Genomic DNA, 15,816 nt, shown 5'->3' on the forward strand with positions numbered 1-15,816 from the left:
CCGACGCAGAGCCAGCAGCCCGAGCCGGCGCCGTCCGCCACGACGCCGACGTCCGCCCCGATCACCGCAACACCGGTCCCCCGGTCCACGCCGACCCCGAAGCAGGTCGCTACGATCCCCACCGACTGCCGGTCCATCGTCCCCGCCTCGGACTACGACCGGCTGTTCGGCGAGACCCCGGTGACCGAGACGACCCCTGGCGTCGATGCGCCCAAATCGGACCTCGGCTCGACGTCGCTCTCGTGTGTCTGGCAAGATCCGCGCGCGGACATCTCCGGGATATCGATCCAGATCGGTTCCGGATCGCCGGCCCAGCTGGCCGAGGCTGTGCAGATGTTCCCGGACTTCGACGGGGGCGGCACCTGTGTGACGCGAGGCCCGGGAACCTTCTGCCAGTCCCGCTCGACGCTCGAGGGGTACGGCGTCGAGAAGGCGTACACCTACTACGTCCGCGACACCACGTGGATCGTCATCGACCAGACGAACGTCCCGACCGACAACCTGCTCGGTTCGTTGAGCGAGACGATCTGGGGGGACTGACGGCCCGGAGGCGTGTGGCGGGGGCGACCCGACCTCCCTCGCAGGCTCGGTCGGCGCACCCGCGCAACGCTTCGCGTCGCCGCTGAGCGTGTGCGCCAGTCCGTCGGTGGGGAACCTCACACGACGCGGGCCGCGACGATGTCGCGGGCCAGCGTCCGGACCGCGCGGTTCGGCTCCGGGCTCGTCCGCGTCGCGAGGCCGATCCGCAGCGGCTCCACCTCGTCCTCGAGTTCGAGCACGACGCCGTCGTGCCGGACGCCCGAGTCCGGGACGACACCCACCCCGAGGCCGGCCGACGCGAACCGCACCACCGCGGGCATGTCGTTCATCTCCGCGACGATGCGCCGCCGGATGCCGAGCCGCTCGAGTGCCGTGTCGAGGATGATCCGGTTGCCGAAGCCGTGCGCCGTGTCGATGAACGGTTCCTCGGCGAGGTCCGCCAGCGACACCGAACTGCGGTCGGCGAGGGGGTGGTCGGCGGACAGGAACACCCGGAACGGCATCTCCCGCAGCGGTTCGACCACGACGCCCGTCGGGATCCCCGGCAGCCCCGTGTAGGCGATGTCGAGCCGCCCGGCCACCAGGTCCTGCACGAGTCCGGTCGTCCCGGACGGCGACGTCATGAGCTCGACGGCGACGAGCGGGTGGCGCTGCCGGAACCGACGGAGGACCCCGGTGAGGTCGACGATGTCCATGCTCGTGAAGATGCCGAGCCGGACCCGGCCGCGGAGCTCGGCGTCGGAGACGGTCGCCAGGTCCCGCATCCGGTCGAGGGACTCCAGCACGGAACGGGCGTGCGGCAGGAGGTCCTCGCCGGCGGTGGTGAGCACGAGGTGCCGCCCGGTGCGGTCGAACAGCCGGACGCTGAGGCTCCGCTCGAGTGACGCGATGCCGGCCGACACGGTCGACTGCGCCGCCCAGAGCCGTTCGGCGGCGCGGGTGACGCTGCCCTCCGCCGCGACGGTCACGAACTGTTCGAGCAGGCGGGTCTCCATACTCCGAGTATCGACCGGATCGATGTGTTCCATCAAGAGAATCCGTTGGACTCGATGCTCCGACGGCGGCACCATCGGAGCATGTCCACTCTCACCGCCCCGTCGCACACCGTCGAACCCGTGGCCGAGGCTCCCCGCGGCCGCCGTCCGCACACCCGTCGGCGACACGGCTTCGGCTTCTGGGCCGTGGCCTTCGCGTTCCTCTCGGTGATGGCCTTCGCGACCGTCCCCGCCCCGCTCTACGTGATCTACCAGGCGCGGGACGGCTTCCCGACGTTCACGACGACCGTGGTGTTCGCGGCGTACGGCGTGGGCGTCGTCGCGGCGCTGTACCTCGCCGGACACCTCAGCGACGTGCACGGACGCCGGCCCCTCATCCTCGTGTCGATCGCTCTCGAGCTCGTGGCCGCCGTGCTGTTCCTCCTCTGGAACGACGTCAGCGGGCTCATCGTCGCGCGGCTCGTCACGGGACTCGGTGTCGGACTGCTGACGGCCACGGCGACCGCGCACCTCGGGGAGCTCCGGGTCCGCGCGACCGGGTCCCCGTCATCGGCAGCCGGTGCCGGGGTCGTCGCGGGTGTCGTGAACCTCGGCGGGCTGTCCCTCGGCGCGCTCGTCGGCGGTGCCCTGGCCGAGTTCGTCGGACAGCCGCTCATGGTGCCGTACGTCGTGTTCGTCGTCGCCCTCGTCGTCGCGTTCGCCGTGGTGCTCGCGGCGCCCGAGACCGTCGATCGTCCGTCGTCGCCGGTCGCCTACCGGCCGCAGCGGCTGCAGGCACCGGAGGGCAAGGGTGCCGCGTTCTGGGCCGCCGGCACCGCCGCGTTCGCCGCGCTGGCGGTGCAGGGTCTCTTCACCTCGGTCGCGCCGACGTTCCTCGGGACGACCTTCCACGTGACCGACAGATTGGCCGCCGGGGCGACGACCTTCGGGGTGTTCGCCGCGAGTGCGGTGTCGCAGATCGTGTTCGCCCGGCTCGCGCAGCGTGCGCAGATCCGGCTCGGCATGGTGCTCCTCGTCGGCGGGCTCGTGATCCTCGCGGTGGCGGCCGTTCTGCTGCAGGTCGCCGGGTTCATCGGTGGCGGGGTGATCGCCGGCGCCGGTGTGGGGCTGCTGTTCCGTGCCGCGATCGGGAGTGCCGGGGCGCTCGTCGAGCCTTCCGGTCGGGGTGGTGTCCTCGCCGCCACGTTCCTCATCGCCTACGCCGGGCTCACGGTGCCGGTCGTGGCCGTCGGTGCTGCGCTGCTCGTGCTGCCGACCCTGCCGGTGCTGCTCGGGTACGTCGTGTTCGTCATCGTCCTGGCGGTCGTCGCCGGGAGCCGGCTGGCCGCGCGCGCGTAGCGGGCCCGCTACGTGACCGCCTGGAGGCGCGACACCGGTCCGGCATACTGGGCGCGTGTCCCAGAAGCGCAACCGTTCCGTCATCGCCGGGGTCGCGGCCGTGCTGGCCGCCGGCCTCGTCGCGGGCGGCGTCGCGCTGACCGCACAGCGCGGTGCCGACGACCCGGTGATCGGTGGCACGGCCGTCACCATCACACCCAGTGCGACCGCAGGCGAGGGCACGGCCACTGACGGCACCGTGACGATCACCCGCACGGGGCCGGACCTGCCGGGTGACGCAGTCCTCGACCGCTGCGACACGGGCAGCCGGCAGACCGTCGCACAGTACGACACCGCCGCGCTCGGCACCGTGGTCCTGCAGTGCGGGAACTCCGGCCAGGGCTACGAGCACATCCGCGTCCGCCACACCCAGGACTGGCAGGACGTCGTCACGGGGCACGGCTCCCGCGACTGGGACGACGCGATGCTCACCGCCGTGCAGACCGTGCTCGAGACACCGCGCACGGGGTACCCGCAGGACGCCGGCGACGGCAAGGTCTGCTACTCGGCACCAGCGCAGTTCGACGACGGCTCGCGTCCCGGTGACGAACCGTTCGTGAAGGTCATCGTGTCGTCCACCACGGACCGCGTCATCACGGCGTACCCGACGCGCGACGACGGCTGCTGACCGGCGCTCCCCGGCTCGCCGCTGACGCAGTACGACATCTCCGACGTCGTACGACATCGGAGAAGTCGTTCGTCGCGGGCGCGGGATGTTGCACGGGCCGGATTGCGACGAGACCGCTGTCGTACGACGTCGACGCTGTCGTTCCGAGTCGGCACCGCGACACCCGAGTCGGCACCTCGACACCCGGGTCGGCACGCGACACCCGGCCCGACCGAAGGACCTACGCGTGCACCTCGTGCTCGTGCCGGCGGTGGGACGCGGGCTCGAGCTGGAACGTCGAGTGCTCCACGGGGACGTCGAAGTGCTCCGCCACGCACTGCTGCAGGTCGTCGAGGATCCTCGGTGCGTGCGCTGTCGAGAAGCACTCGTCGTCGACCACCACGTGCGCCGTGAGGTTCGGGACACCGGTCGCCACGAGTGTCGCGTGCAGGTCGTGCACGGCGATGACGTGGTCGAGCTCGAGGATGTGCCCGCGCACCGCGTCGAGGTCGAGCCCGGGCGGCGTCGATTCGAGCAGCACGTTGGCGGTCTCGCGCAGCAGCCGGATCGCACGCGGCAGGATGAGCAACCCGATCAGGATCGCCGCGACCGAGTCCGCCCGTTCCCAGCCGGTCAGCATGAGGACGACGGCCGCGGCGATGACGGCGACGGAGCCGAGCGTGTCGTTGAGGACCTCGAGTCGGGCGGCGCGTGACGTGAAGCCCTCGCCGGATGCCCGCAGCAGCACCGCGTACGCCACGAGGTTGCCGACGAGACCGATGATCCCGAAGACGAGTAGCGGCCCGGAGTGGATCTCGGCCGGCACGAACAGCCGCTGGATCGCCGAGATGATCACGTAGACGCCGACCGCGAGCAGGATGGCCGCCTGCGCCGTGGCCCCGAGGACCTCGGCCCGCTGGAAGCCCCACGTGCGCTGCGCCGTCGGACTGCGCCGGGCGAGCCGCGTGGCGACGAGTCCGATGCCGAGCCCACCCGTGTCGACGACCATGTGGCCCGCGTCGACGAGCAGGGCGAGCGACCCGGTGACGACCGCGCCGACGACCTCGGCGAGCAGGATCCCCGCCGAGATGCAGAAGGCGATGAGCAGCGCTCGCTCGGACGCGTGCCCGTGCCCGTGGTCGTGTCCCATGCGCAACATCGTAGGGACCTCCACCGACGACATGCCAGGATCGGGAGTGTGACCCGGTCACCCTACGAGTTGAGCGTCTCGCCGGACGTCCTCGCCCGCCTGCACCCGCGGCTGCGCACGTACTTCGGCCCGATCCCGCCCGGTCAGGTCGGCCGCGGCGAGGGCGTCTTCGACGTGGTCGGCACGCCCCGCCGCTGGCTCTGGCCGATGCTCGCCTGGTTCGCCCGCGACGCCGTCATGTTCCCGGTCTGGGAGCGGGACGTCCCCTTCGCCGTCGAGAACCGCCCGGCTCGCGTCCATCGCGGGTCGGCCAGCCCGGAGGCTGGGCCCACGCCCGCCGGTACCGGCGCGTCGCGGAGCGGCGGGACGGCCGAGCGGGTGGGGAGTGTCGCCGTCCGCGCGCACCGCACCTTCCGCTTCCGCTCCGGAGTCCGCACGATGGTGGACGCCATCACCGCCGAGCCGGAGGGGCTCGTCGACCACCTCGGTCGCCGTGGGCGCGTCAGCGCCCTGCTCCGGACGGAGGTCGACGCGCTCGGTCCGGACGCGGGCGCCCTGCGCTTGGTCTCCACGCGCGTGACGTTCCGTGCGCTGGGACGCGAGGTGCGCCTCCCGGCACTGATCGCACCACGCGTGACGCTCACGGAACGATTCGATGACGATGCCGAGCTGCAGCGCGTGTCCCTGGTGCTCTCGGCCCCGGTGCTCGGCACGCTGTACCGGTACGAGGGGGCGTTCCGGTACGAGATCGCGCCGGACACAGAACGGGGATGAGATGAGCGACCGGAAGGGCCGCGCCGTGATCGCGGGGGCGAGCGGCTTCGTCGGGCAGTACCTGCAGGACGCCCTCCGCGACGAGGGCTACGACGTCGTCACGATCGGCCGCACCGGCGACGCCGTGTGGGGCAACACGATGCGCATCCGCGAACTCGTGGACGGCGCCGCGCTCGTCGTGAACATGGCCGGCAAGAGCGTCAACTGCCGGTACGGGCCCCGCAACCGGGCGGAGATCATCCGCTCCCGGGTCGACACCACCCTCGAACTCGCCGAGGCGATCCGCACGAGTGAGCACCCGCCGCCGCTGTGGGTGAACGCCTCCACCGCGACGATCTACCGGCACGCCGACGACCGCCCACAGGACGAGCGCACGGGCGAGCTCGGCGAGGGGTTCTCGGTGTCCGTGGCGAAGGCGTGGGAGGACGCCCTGTACGCCGTCGACCTCCCACACACCCGACGGGTCGCGCTCCGGATGGCGATCGTGTTCGGCGACGGCAGCGCCCTCGTCCCCCTGCTGCGGCTCGCGCAAGCGGGGCTCGGCGGCCCGCAGTACGACGGCCCGTGGTTCCCGACGCGCTCCCGGCTCCGGGCGGGCACGTACCACCACGACCGGCACACCCGCGGCCGGCAGCGGTTCAGCTGGGTGCACATCGCCGACGTCATCGGGGCGATCCGGTTCGTGCGCGACCACGAGGACATCGACGGCGCCGTGAACGTGTCGAGTCCGAACCCGTCGGACAACCGCACCGTGATGGCCACCATCCGGGACGCCGTCGGACGCCGGTTCGGGATCCCGACCTGGCGGTGGATGCTCGAGATCGGGTCGTTCGCGATCCGCACCGAGACCGAGCTCGTGCTGAAGAGCCGGTGGGTGGTGCCGACGCGCCTGGTCGAGGCCGGGTACGAGTTCCGCTACCCGCACCTGCGCGGCGCGCTCGCCGGGATCATCGCCGAGCGTCGCCAGCACCGGGGCTGAGCACCGGGACCGGGAGGCCGGCGGTGGTGACCGGCAGCGGTCGGGGTCGAGCCGCGCGCGACGACCAGAGCACCGCCGCGACGATGACCACGCCGGCCGCGATCTCCACCGCGTCCGGGACCTCGCCGAACGCCACCCACGACGCGAGCACGCCCACCACGGGCACGAGCATCGAGAACGGCGCGACGGTGCTCGACGGGTAGGTCGCGAGCAGTCGTGACCAGATGCCGTAGCCGACCAGGGTTGCGACGAGCACGATGTAGAGCAGCCCGAGGTCGGCGGGCAGGGCCTCCGCGGTGAACGCCGTCCCGAGCGCGTCCCCGATGCGCGACGGCCCCTCGACGACGAACGACAGCACGGCCATCGGGATCGGCGGCACGATCGACCACCAGAGCGTCAGGTGCAGCGGGTTCGGCGCTCCGGCACGCCGGGTCGCGACGTTGCCGATCGCCCAGCCGAGCGCCCCGCAGAGCGCGAGCACGACGGGCAGCAGTGCCGCTGCCTGGGCCCGGTGCACGGCGATCGCGGCGAGCGCGCACACCGCGATCGTCACACCGATCACCTGCCGCCCGGTGAGCCGCTCGCGCAGGAACACCCCGGCGAGCACGACCGTGAACGGCGCCGAGGCTTGCAGCACGAGCGAGGCGAGCCCGGACGGCATGCCCGACGCCATGCTCAGGTACAGGAACGCGAACTGCAGCACCCCGAGCCCGAAACCGACGAGCAGCAGGCGCCCGAACGGGATCTTCGGGCGCGGGACGAGCAACACGGTCGGCACGGCGAGCAGCGTGAACCGCAGCGCCGCGAGCAGGAACGGCGGGAAGTGCTCGAGCGCCAACGCCGTCGCGGGGAAGTTGAGTCCCCAGACGACGGCGACGACCACGGCGAGGAGACGGTCACGGGTACGCACGGGTCGATCGTGGCGCACCCGGACCGTGCAGCACCAGCGAAGAGTTCCGAACCGACGTTGTAGGGTCCCTGCATGGTCGACTTCGACGTGCAGCTGCTCGCCGTGCTCCGCGAACTCGGCGAACGCGGCAGCGTCACCGCCGTCGCCGAGGCCACCCACCGGACGCCGAGCGCCGTGTCGCAGCAGCTCCAGACGCTCCAGCGCCAGGTCGGAGTCGTCCTGGTCGAACGCGTCGGCCGAGGTGTGCGGCTGACCGAGCACGGGCGGGTCCTCGCGGGCCTGGCCGGCGGGGTCGCGACGGCGATCGCCACCGTGGACGCCGCCTGGCGGGAACACCTCGGGGGAGCGGGCGGCCGCGTCGACCTCGCGGTCTTCCCGTCAGCCGCCGAGCTCCTGCTGCCGGGGCTGCTGACCAGGATGCGCGAGCACCCCGGGATCGAACTCGTGCTGGTGGACGTGGACGTCAGCGAGGACGAGTTCGGCCCGCTCGCCGCCGACCACGACGTCGTGATCGGGCACCGGCCGGACGGGGCCCCGCCCGCCGGACGGGAAGCGCTCGAGACCGTCCCGCTCCTGCGGGAACCGCTCGACGTGGCCCTCCCGCTCGACCACCGGCTGGCGTCCCGCGAGCGCGTCCGGATCGACGACGTCGTGGGGGAGTCGTGGATCGGGGTGCCGGTGGGCTACCCGATCGACCGGGTCCTCACGGCGATGGCGGCCGCGACGGACACCCCGCCGAGCGTCGGGTTCCGGACGATCCACCTGCCGGTGATCGAGAACCTCGTGGCGGCGGGGCACGGTGTCGCACTCGTGCCGCGGTACACCTCCGGAACGCGCGCCCCTGGTCGGTTCCACCTGGCGGAGCTCGCGGACGTCCGCGCGGGTCGCCGGATCGAGGCGCTCGTCCGGCCGGACCGTGCGGTCCGACCTGCGGTCCGCAGCGTCCTGGAGGCGCTGGTCGCCGAGGCCCTGGACGTCACCACCTGAGGTGGCGGGCCGACGCGCGGGGCGCGACCCGTGCCTCCAGTCCGACCTGCGGCCCGGCGCGACGCGCGCCGCGTCAGACGTCGAGGTGGTCGACCAGCTCGTCCGCGAGGCCCGTGTAGGTCGCCGGCGTGAGGTTCGTCAGCCGCGCCTTCGCACCGGACGAGATGTCCAGCCCGTTCACGAACGCGACGAGCTCCGCCTGCCCGATGCGCTTGCCGCGCGTGAGCTCCTTGAGCATCGCGTACGGGTCCTCGATGTTCGACTGACCAGCGGTGACCTCGGCACGGATGACCGTCTGGATCGCCTCGGCGAGCACCTCCCAGTTGTGGTCGAGGTCCTCGGCGAGGCGGACCTCGTTCACGGCGATCTCGCCCAGGCCGCGGCGCAGGTTGTCGAGCGCGAGCAGCGAGTGCCCGAACGCGACGCCGATGTTCCGCTGCGTGGTGGAGTCGGTGAGGTCACGCTGCAGTCGGCTCGTGACCAGGGTCTCGGAGAGGGTGGAGAACAGCGCCGACGAGATCTCGAGGTTCGCCTCCGCGTTCTCGAACCGGATCGGGTTGATCTTGTGCGGCATCGTCGACGACCCCGTGGCACCCGCCACCGGGATCTGCGTGAAGTACCCCATCGAGATGTAGGTCCACACGTCGGTCGCGAGGTTGTGCAGGATCCGGTTCGCGTGGCGCACCCGGTCGTACAGCTCGGCCTGCCAGTCGTGCGACTCGATCTGCGTGGTGAGCGGGTTCCAGGTGAGCCCGAGCCCCTCGACGAACTCGCGGGACAGCGTCGGCCAGTCGGCTTCCGGGTCCGCGGCGAGGTGCGCCGAGAAGGTGCCGGTCGCGCCGGAGAACTTGCCGAGGTACTCGCCGCCCTCGATCTGGGCCAGCACGCGCTCGAGGCGGTACACGACCACCGCGAGTTCCTTGCCGAGCGTCGTCGGCGTCGCCGGCTGCCCGTGCGTGTGGGACAGCATCGGGACGCTCTTGAGCTCCTCGGCCATCCCGCGCAGCACCGTCAGCACGGCCTTGAACGCCGGGAGCCAGACCTGGTCGACGGTGTCCCGCACGGTGAGCGCGTACGACAGGTTGTTGACGTCCTCGCTCGTCGCGGCGAAGTGGGTGAGCTCCGCGATCGAGTCGAGCCCGAGCTCCGACAGACGACGGCGCACGAAGTACTCGACGGCCTTGACGTCGTGACGGGTCGTGGCCTCGATCTCGGCGAGTTCGGCGATCTGCGCCTGCCCGAAGGTCTCGACGACCTGCCGGAGCGCGGCCTTGTCGTCGACGCTCAGCGGCGAGGTGGTGAACATCGCGTGGTCGGTCAGGAAGATGAGCCACTCGACCTCGACCACGATGCGTGCGCGGTTGAGGCCGGCCTCGGAGAGGTGCTCGCCCACAGTGTGCACGATCGGGTAGTAGCGCCCGTCGAGCGGGCTGATCGGCTGCGGGGGAAGGGGGGTCATGGGGCTCCCTGACGGACTGCCGGTTCGAGTTGGCGGAAGAGCGCCCGGCAGGCCCGTTCGACGGTCGAGAGCACTCGGTCGAACTCGTGCCGGTCCGCGTAGTACGGATCCGGTACGTCGGTCTGCTGGGGCCAGGCGTCGTCGTACCGCAACAGGAGCGTCACCTTCGCGGCGTCGTCCATGGTCGGTGCCCACGAGCGCAGGATGCGTTCGTGGGAGCGGTCGAGTGCGACCACCAGGTCGAGGTCCGGGAACCGGTCCGGGTCGAACTGACGGGCGCGATGCCTGCTGCCATCGTATCCGCGTGCGGCGAGGGCTGCGATCGTGCGCTCGTCGGCGGGTTCGCCGACGTGCCAGTCGCCGGTGCCGGCGGACTCGACCTGGAACCGGTCGGACATGCCGGCGTCGGCCGCCAGCTGGGCGAAGACGATGCCGGCCATGGGGGAGCGGCAGATGTTGCCACTGCAGACGAACGAGACCCGGAAGGGGGCGCCGGCGTCCGTGGTCATGGGGACATCATGACGCAGCGAGGGCGCGTCCGCGACGGGCGTCGCGTCCGTCAGCCGGTCCGTCGTCAGGCCGGGAGGCGCGGTGCCGGTCGCGTCGTCAGCCCGCGTCACGCGCGCTGGCGGTTGAGCACCGGACGCACGAAGAGCCCGATCAGCCACGCGAACACGGCGAGCACGAAGGCGCCCACGATCCCCCACCCGAACGACTCGACGTTCAGCCCGAAGCCGAAGGCGTCCGAGATCCCCGCGACGATGAGCAGCAGGATCGCGTTGACGACGAACGAGATGAGCCCGAGCGTCAGGATGTAGATCGGGAACGCCACGATCCTGATGAGCGTGCCGATGACCGCGTTGACGAGGCCGAACACGAAGGCCACGAGCAGGTAGGTCAGCACGGTGGCCGTGGTGCCGCCGTCGCCGAACGGGGTGACCGAGACGCCGCTCACGATGAGCGTGGTGAGCCAGAGCGCGACGGCGTTGACGACGAGGCGGACGAGGAATCGCATGCACCCATGATGCCCTCCAGCGACCGGGGACGGGCCGGTAACCTGGTGCGGTGACTGACGAGCGCGTGCACATCCGGCCGGAGATCGCTGTCCTCCCCGCCTACAAGCAGGGACGCCAGGCGGCCGCCGACGCCTTCAAGCTGTCGAGCAACGAGAACCCGTTCCCGCCGCTGCCCGGCGTGGTCGAGGCCGTGCAGGCGCAGACGGCGTTCAACCGCTACCCCGACGCGACCGCCCTCGCCGTGCGCGCCGTGCTCGCGAACCGCTTCGGCACCACCGTCGACGAGGTCCACGTCGCCCCGGGCAGCGTCGCGATCCTGCACGAGCTCGCGAAGGCCACCTCCGGCCCCGGCGACGAGATCGTCTACGCCTGGCGCTCCTTCGAGGCGTACCCGGGCGTCGTCACGGTCGCCGGCGCCACGAGCGTGCAGGTGCCGAACCGGGCCGACGGCGGGCACGACCTCGACGCGATGGCCGCCGCCGTCACCGAGCGCACCCGCATGGTCATCGTCTGCACGCCGAACAACCCGACCGGCCCGGTCGTCACCGGCACCGAGTTCGAGGCGTTCATGGCGCGGGTGCCGTCGTCCGTGCTGGTCGTCCTCGACGAGGCGTACGCCGAGTTCGTCACCGAGCCGACCGCCGTCCGCGGTGCCCCGCTGCTCGAGCAGTACCCGAACCTCGTCGTCCTCCGCACGTTCTCGAAGGCGTACGGGCTCGCCGGCCTCCGCGTCGGGTACGCCCTCGGCCCGGCGTACGTGCTCGACGCCGTCCGTGCCTGCGCGATCCCGCTCTCGGTCACGGCGCAGGGACAGGCCGCGGCGCTCGCCAGCCTCGAACGCGAGTCCGAGCTGCTCGCGCGGGTCTCCGAGATCGCCGCCCTGCGCGACCGCATCGTGACGTCGTTGCGGGAACAGGGCTGGGACGTGCCCGACGCGCAGGGCAACTTCGTGTGGCTACCCACGGGCGAGTTGACCGCGCACGCCGCGGAGCGCTTCGAGCAGGCGGGGATCATCGTCCGTGCCTTCGGGAACGAGGGCATCCGCATCTCCATCGGCGAGCACGAGGCTGTGGGAACACTCCTCGAAACAGCACGCTCGCTTGTGGGGGACCTCCAGGCGGCCCGGTAGTCGCTGCCGCTACGCTGGCCCGCATGTCATTCCGCGCCGCGGCCCCCGCGACGACCACCGTCCGGCTCCTCGACCCCGAGGGCCGGTTCGTGGAGACCGACGAGAACGCCGAGTTCGCCGCCGCCGCGCGAGCGATCCCGGACGAGACCCTGCTGGCGATGCACCGCCGCATGGTCCTCACCCGTCGGTTCGACCACGCCGGTCACAACCTCCAGCGCACCGGGCAGCTCGGCCTCTGGGTCCCGAGCCACGGGCAGGAAGCCGCGCAGACCGGCTCCGCCTTCGCCCTGCGCGCCCAGGACCACGTCTTCCCCTCCTACCGCGAGCACGCGGTCACGATGCACCGCGGCGTCGAGCCGATGGAGATCATCGCGATGTACCGCGGGCAGACGCACGGCGGTTGGGACCCGGACGAGCGCGGCAACACGCACATCTCCACGCTCGTGATCGGCTCGCAGACGCTGCACGCCACCGGCTACGCCCTCGGGCAGAAGCTCGACGGCGACGTGGGCACGGGGGACCCTGACCGCGACGCGTGCTCGATCGTGTACTTCGGCGACGGCGCCACCAGCCAGGGCGACGTGAACGAGGCGTACGTGTTCTCGGCCTCGACCAAGGCCCCGGTCGTCTTCTTCCTGCAGAACAACCACTGGGCGATCTCGGTGCCGGTGTCGGTGCAGTCGCCGACGCCGCTCGTCGACCGCCCCCGCGGCTTCGGCATCCCGAGCGTCCTCATCGACGGCAACGACATCCTCGCGTCGTACACGGCCTCCGTCGTCGCCACCGACCACGCCCGCAGCGGCCAGGGTCCGGCGTTCATCGAGGCCGACACGTACCGCATCGGCGCGCACACGAGTTCGGACGACCCGAGCCGCTACCGCGCCGACGGTGAGCTCGAGGACTGGGTCCGCCGCGACCCGATCACCCGCTCCGAGGCGTACCTGCGCTCGAAGGGTGCCACCGACGCGCAGTTCGCCGCGTTCGACGAGGAGGGCGAGGACATCGCCGCCGACGTCCGACGTCGCACGGTGGCCCTGACGGCGCCGTCGGTGGACGTCATGTTCGACAACGTGTACCGCGAGCCGCATCCGCTGATCGCCGAGCAGAAGGCATGGCTCGAACGGTACGAGGCCGGCTACGAAGGGGGCGCCCACGCATGAGCACCACCGAGCAGCTCTTCGACTACACGCTGCGCTCCCACCCGGGCGCCGGCGAGGTCCCGAGCGACCCCACCCCGACCCTCCCGATGGCCAAGGCGCTCAACGCCGGGCTCGCCGCCGCGATGCAGGCGGACGACAAGGTCCTGCTGATGGGCGAGGACATCGGCCAGCTCGGCGGTGTCTTCCGCATCACCGAGGGCCTGCAGGACCGCTTCGGCCCCGAGCGCGTGCGGGACACCCCGCTCGCCGAGGCCGGCATCATCGGCACCGCGATCGGACTCGCCCTGCGCGGCTACCGCCCGGTCGTCGAGATCCAGTTCGACGGGTTCGTCTGGCCCGGCTTCGACCAGATCACGTCGCAGCTCGCGAAGATGGCGAATCGCCTGCCGGCGCACATGTCGCTGCCGGTCGTCATCCGGATCCCCTACGGCGGCCACATCGGCGCCGTGGAGCACCACCAGGAGTCGCCGGAGGCGTACTTCGCGCACACGCCGGGCCTCCGCGTGGTGAGCCCGAGCACGCCGAACGACGCGTACTGGATGATCCAGGAGGCGATCGCCTCGAAGGACCCGGTCGTCTTCCTCGAACCGAAGTCCCGCTACTGGCCGAAGGGCCAGGTGGACCTGGTCGACGGCCACGTGCCGATGCACACCACCCGCGTCGCCCGCACCGGCACCGAGGTCACCCTCGTCGGCCATGGTGCGATGGTCGCCACCCTCATGCAGGCCGCCGAGCTCGCCGAGTCCGAGGGCACCAGCTGCGAGGTCATCGACCTCCGCTCGATCTCGCCGATCGACTGGGAGCCGCTGCTCGCGTCGGTCCGGAAGACCGGTCGCCTCGTCATCGCGCAGGAGGCCTCCGGATTCGTGAGCGTCGGCAGCGAGATCGCCGCGACCGTCGCGGAGCAGTGCTTCTACACGATGCAGGCGCCGCCACTGCGGGTCTCCGGGTTCGACATCCCGTTCCCGGTCTCCAAGCTGGAGCACCTGCACCTGCCGGACGCCGACCGCGTCCTCGAGGCCGTCGACCGCGCCCTCGCCTACTGACACCCTGACCGAGCTCGACCCGAACGCCGAAGGAGCCGACGTGGCCGCCGCCGAATTCCCCCTGCCCGACGTGGGCGAAGGCCTGACCGAGGCCGAGATCGTGCAGTGGCGCGTCGCGATCGGGGACGAGATCGCCGTCGACCAGGTGCTCGTCGAGATCGAGACCGCGAAGTCCCTGGTCGAGCTGCCGTCGCCGTTCGCGGGCACCGTCACCGGACTCCTCGTGTCCGAGGGCGACACCGTCGAGGTCGGCAAGCCGATCATCCGGGTCGACTCCGACGCGTCGGTCGCGTCGGGTGCGCCCGTCACCTCGTCTCAGCCTGGAGGCGCGGCCCCAGTCGCCGACAGCGTCCCGGCCTCGCCGGACGTCACGGCCACCCCGCCAGCACCGCCCGCACCCGCGGCTCCGGTCGCGCAGACCCCGGCAGCGCCCGCACCGGTCGCTGCTCCGGCACCCGCCGCTGCTCCGGCACCCGCTGCTGCTGCAGCGCCGGCGCAGCCGGTCGCCGACGGCGCCTCCGTCGTCGGGACGGACGAGTCCTCCGGCGCCGTCCTCGTCGGCTACGGCTCCGCGACCTCGTCCCCGTCCCGTCGGAAGCCGGGCGCCCGCCGGGCCGCAGCCCTCGCGGCGGAGGCGAACCGTGCCTCCAGTGCGGATGCCGCTGCTGCGGCCGAAGCCGCCACCGATCCCGGCGAGGAGAGCACCGCCGAGGCCATCAGCGCGCTCGGGTCCGGGTCCGGGCGCAAGCAGACCACCGCGACCAACGTCCTCGCGAAGCCGCCGATCCGGAAGCTCGCGAAGGACCTCGGCGTCGAACTGACCGAGATCGTGGCGACCGGACTCGCGGGTGAGGTCACCCGCGACGACGTCATCCGGCACGCGAAGCAGGCCAGCGTCTTCCGCAACATCGAGACGCCGGAGTGGGGCGACGTCCGCAGCGAGACGATCCCGGTCAAGGGCGTCCGCAAGGCGATCGCGACCGCGATGACCACCTCGGCGTTCACCGCGCCGCACGTGTCGCTGTTCGTCGACGTCGACGCGACCCGCACGATGGAGTTCGTCAAGCGCCTGAAGTCCTCGCCGACGTTCGCCGGCGTGAAGGTCTCGCCGCTGCTCCTCGTCGCGAAGGCCGTCATCTGGGCCGTCCGCCGCAACCGCTCGGTGAACTCGACGTGGACCGACCGCGAGATCATCGTGCACCACTTCGTGAACCTCGGCATCGCCGCGGCCACCCCGCGCGGGCTCATCGTGCCGAACATCAAGGACGCGCAGGACATGTCCCTGCTCGAACTCGCCCAGGCCCTCGAGCAGCTCACCCTGACGGCCCGCGACGGCAAGACGACGCCGGCGCAGATGGCGAACGGCACGGTGTCGATCACGAACATCGGCGTGTTCGGCATGGACACCGGAACCCCGATCCTCAACCCGGGCGAGGTCGCGATCGTGGCGATGGGCACGATCAAGGCGAAGCCGTGGGTCGTCGACGGTGAGGTCCGGTCCCGCATGGTGACCACGATCGGCGCCTCGTTCGACCACCGGGTCGTCGACGGTGACGTGGCGTCGCGCTTCGTGCACGACGTGGCGTCGGTGCTCGAGGAGCCGGCGCTGCTGCTCGACTAGCGGGCGCCGCGTGCGTTCGGGCGCGCCCGTCCGCTTGCGTTCAGTGAACAGCAATGGTCGAGTCGG

The 15,816-nt window shown here is 71.7% G+C and carries 16 protein-coding genes; 10 read left to right on the forward strand and 6 right to left on the reverse strand.

Annotation, left to right across the window (positions count from 1 at the left end; all coding sequences use genetic code 11):
- Positions 1 to 540, forward strand: a 540-nt coding sequence (locus tag FS532_RS16940) for a hypothetical protein (protein ID WP_186322106.1), incomplete at its 5' end; no start/stop codon positions are given.
- A gap of 116 nt (positions 541 to 656) precedes the next feature.
- Here the strand turns inward: FS532_RS16940 and FS532_RS16945 are convergent.
- Positions 657 to 1,535 carry a LysR family transcriptional regulator gene (locus FS532_RS16945; RefSeq protein WP_186322107.1) on the reverse strand — a complete coding sequence of 293 codons (879 nt, stop codon included), beginning with the start codon at positions 1,533 to 1,535 and terminating at the stop codon, positions 657 to 659.
- 81 nt (positions 1,536 to 1,616) lie between these two features.
- Between FS532_RS16945 and FS532_RS16950 the strand changes: the two genes are divergently transcribed.
- Positions 1,617 to 2,873: an MFS transporter gene (locus FS532_RS16950; RefSeq protein ID WP_260852794.1), complete on the forward strand. Its 1,257-nt coding sequence runs from the start codon at positions 1,617 to 1,619 to the stop codon at positions 2,871 to 2,873.
- A gap of 55 nt (positions 2,874 to 2,928) precedes the next feature.
- Complete coding sequence (locus tag FS532_RS16955) at positions 2,929 to 3,540, forward strand: hypothetical protein (RefSeq protein WP_144756935.1); 612 nt, start codon at positions 2,929 to 2,931, stop codon at positions 3,538 to 3,540.
- 220 nt (positions 3,541 to 3,760) lie between these two features.
- On the opposite strand, the gene FS532_RS16960 is transcribed toward FS532_RS16955, so the two are convergent.
- Positions 3,761 to 4,669 carry a cation diffusion facilitator family transporter gene (locus FS532_RS16960; RefSeq protein ID WP_144756937.1) on the reverse strand — a complete coding sequence of 303 codons (909 nt, stop codon included), beginning with the start codon at positions 4,667 to 4,669 and terminating at the stop codon, positions 3,761 to 3,763.
- 48 nt (positions 4,670 to 4,717) lie between these two features.
- Between FS532_RS16960 and FS532_RS16965 the strand changes: the two genes are divergently transcribed.
- Both FS532_RS16965 and FS532_RS16970 read left to right on the forward strand, forming a co-directional pair.
- Positions 4,718 to 5,443, forward strand: coding sequence for a DUF4166 domain-containing protein (locus tag FS532_RS16965; RefSeq protein ID WP_260852795.1), 726 nt, complete (start codon positions 4,718 to 4,720; stop codon positions 5,441 to 5,443).
- A 1-nt stretch (position 5,444) separates the two neighbouring features.
- Positions 5,445 to 6,422: an epimerase gene (locus FS532_RS16970; protein ID WP_144756939.1), complete on the forward strand. Its 978-nt coding sequence runs from the start codon at positions 5,445 to 5,447 to the stop codon at positions 6,420 to 6,422.
- Here the strand turns inward: FS532_RS16970 and FS532_RS16975 are convergent.
- The gene (locus FS532_RS16975) at positions 6,391 to 7,332 is read right to left on the reverse strand and encodes an EamA family transporter (protein ID WP_144756941.1); all 942 of its coding nucleotides are present in this window, start codon (positions 7,330 to 7,332) and stop codon (positions 6,391 to 6,393) included. The two genes, FS532_RS16970 and FS532_RS16975, sit on opposite strands and share 32 nt — an antisense overlap.
- 72 nt (positions 7,333 to 7,404) lie before the next feature.
- Here FS532_RS16975 and FS532_RS16980 point away from each other — a divergent pair, with 72 nt between their 5' ends.
- Positions 7,405 to 8,319 carry a LysR family transcriptional regulator gene (locus FS532_RS16980; protein WP_144756943.1) on the forward strand — a complete coding sequence of 305 codons (915 nt, stop codon included), beginning with the start codon at positions 7,405 to 7,407 and terminating at the stop codon, positions 8,317 to 8,319.
- Positions 8,320 to 8,392: 73 nt separating this feature from the next.
- On the opposite strand, the gene purB is transcribed toward FS532_RS16980, so the two are convergent.
- The 3 genes from purB to FS532_RS16995 all read right to left on the reverse strand — a co-directional run bounded on the left by purB (position 8,393) and on the right by FS532_RS16995 (position 10,793).
- Complete coding sequence (purB, locus tag FS532_RS16985) at positions 8,393 to 9,778, reverse strand: adenylosuccinate lyase (RefSeq protein ID WP_144756945.1); 1,386 nt, start codon at positions 9,776 to 9,778, stop codon at positions 8,393 to 8,395.
- Complete coding sequence (locus FS532_RS16990; protein WP_097181947.1) at positions 9,775 to 10,287, reverse strand: low molecular weight protein-tyrosine-phosphatase; 513 nt, start codon at positions 10,285 to 10,287, stop codon at positions 9,775 to 9,777. The genes purB and FS532_RS16990 overlap by 4 nt, the downstream gene beginning before the upstream one ends.
- Before the next feature lie 107 nt (positions 10,288 to 10,394).
- Positions 10,395 to 10,793, reverse strand: a complete 399-nt coding sequence (locus FS532_RS16995) for a phage holin family protein (RefSeq protein ID WP_079237926.1) — start codon at positions 10,791 to 10,793, stop codon at positions 10,395 to 10,397.
- Positions 10,794 to 10,843: 50 nt separating this feature from the next.
- Between FS532_RS16995 and FS532_RS17000 the strand changes: the two genes are divergently transcribed.
- From FS532_RS17000 to FS532_RS17015, 4 genes are all read left to right on the forward strand, one after another.
- Positions 10,844 to 11,923, forward strand: a complete 1,080-nt coding sequence (locus FS532_RS17000) for a histidinol-phosphate transaminase (RefSeq protein WP_144756947.1) — start codon at positions 10,844 to 10,846, stop codon at positions 11,921 to 11,923.
- 23 nt (positions 11,924 to 11,946) lie between these two features.
- The gene (locus FS532_RS17005) at positions 11,947 to 13,083 is read left to right on the forward strand and encodes a thiamine pyrophosphate-dependent dehydrogenase E1 component subunit alpha (RefSeq protein ID WP_144756949.1); all 1,137 of its coding nucleotides are present in this window, start codon (positions 11,947 to 11,949) and stop codon (positions 13,081 to 13,083) included.
- Positions 13,084 to 13,169: 86 nt separating this feature from the next.
- Complete coding sequence (locus FS532_RS17010; protein WP_144757119.1) at positions 13,170 to 14,129, forward strand: alpha-ketoacid dehydrogenase subunit beta; 960 nt, start codon at positions 13,170 to 13,172, stop codon at positions 14,127 to 14,129.
- Positions 14,130 to 14,169: 40 nt separating this feature from the next.
- Positions 14,170 to 15,750, forward strand: coding sequence for a dihydrolipoamide acetyltransferase family protein (locus FS532_RS17015; protein ID WP_144756951.1), 1,581 nt, complete (start codon positions 14,170 to 14,172; stop codon positions 15,748 to 15,750).
- The last annotated feature ends 66 nt before the right edge of the window (positions 15,751 to 15,816 follow it).

The sequence above is a fragment of the Curtobacterium pusillum genome, from assembly GCF_007673235.1.
GTDB lineage: Bacteria > Actinomycetota > Actinomycetes > Actinomycetales > Microbacteriaceae > Curtobacterium > Curtobacterium pusillum_C.

Excerpts from the sequence above, each read along its gene's own strand:
- FS532_RS16945 (WP_186322107.1), bottom strand. The coding sequence starts at position 1,535 with ATGGAGACCCGCCTGCTCGAACAGTTCGTGACCGTCGCGGCGGAGGGC.
- FS532_RS16950 (WP_260852794.1), top strand. The coding sequence starts at position 1,617 with ATGTCCACTCTCACCGCCCCGTCGCACACCGTCGAACCCGTGGCCGAG.
- FS532_RS16960 (WP_144756937.1), bottom strand. The coding sequence starts at position 4,669 with ATGGGACACGACCACGGGCACGGGCACGCGTCCGAGCGAGCGCTGCTC.
- FS532_RS16970 (WP_144756939.1), top strand. The coding sequence starts at position 5,445 with ATGAGCGACCGGAAGGGCCGCGCCGTGATCGCGGGGGCGAGCGGCTTC.
- FS532_RS16980 (WP_144756943.1), top strand. The coding sequence starts at position 7,405 with ATGGTCGACTTCGACGTGCAGCTGCTCGCCGTGCTCCGCGAACTCGGC.
- purB (WP_144756945.1), bottom strand. The coding sequence starts at position 9,778 with ATGACCCCCCTTCCCCCGCAGCCGATCAGCCCGCTCGACGGGCGCTAC.
- FS532_RS16990 (WP_097181947.1), bottom strand. The coding sequence starts at position 10,287 with ATGACCACGGACGCCGGCGCCCCCTTCCGGGTCTCGTTCGTCTGCAGT.
- FS532_RS16995 (WP_079237926.1), bottom strand. The coding sequence starts at position 10,793 with ATGCGATTCCTCGTCCGCCTCGTCGTCAACGCCGTCGCGCTCTGGCTC.
- FS532_RS17005 (WP_144756949.1), top strand. The coding sequence starts at position 11,947 with ATGTCATTCCGCGCCGCGGCCCCCGCGACGACCACCGTCCGGCTCCTC.
- FS532_RS17010 (WP_144757119.1), top strand. The coding sequence starts at position 13,170 with ATGGCCAAGGCGCTCAACGCCGGGCTCGCCGCCGCGATGCAGGCGGAC.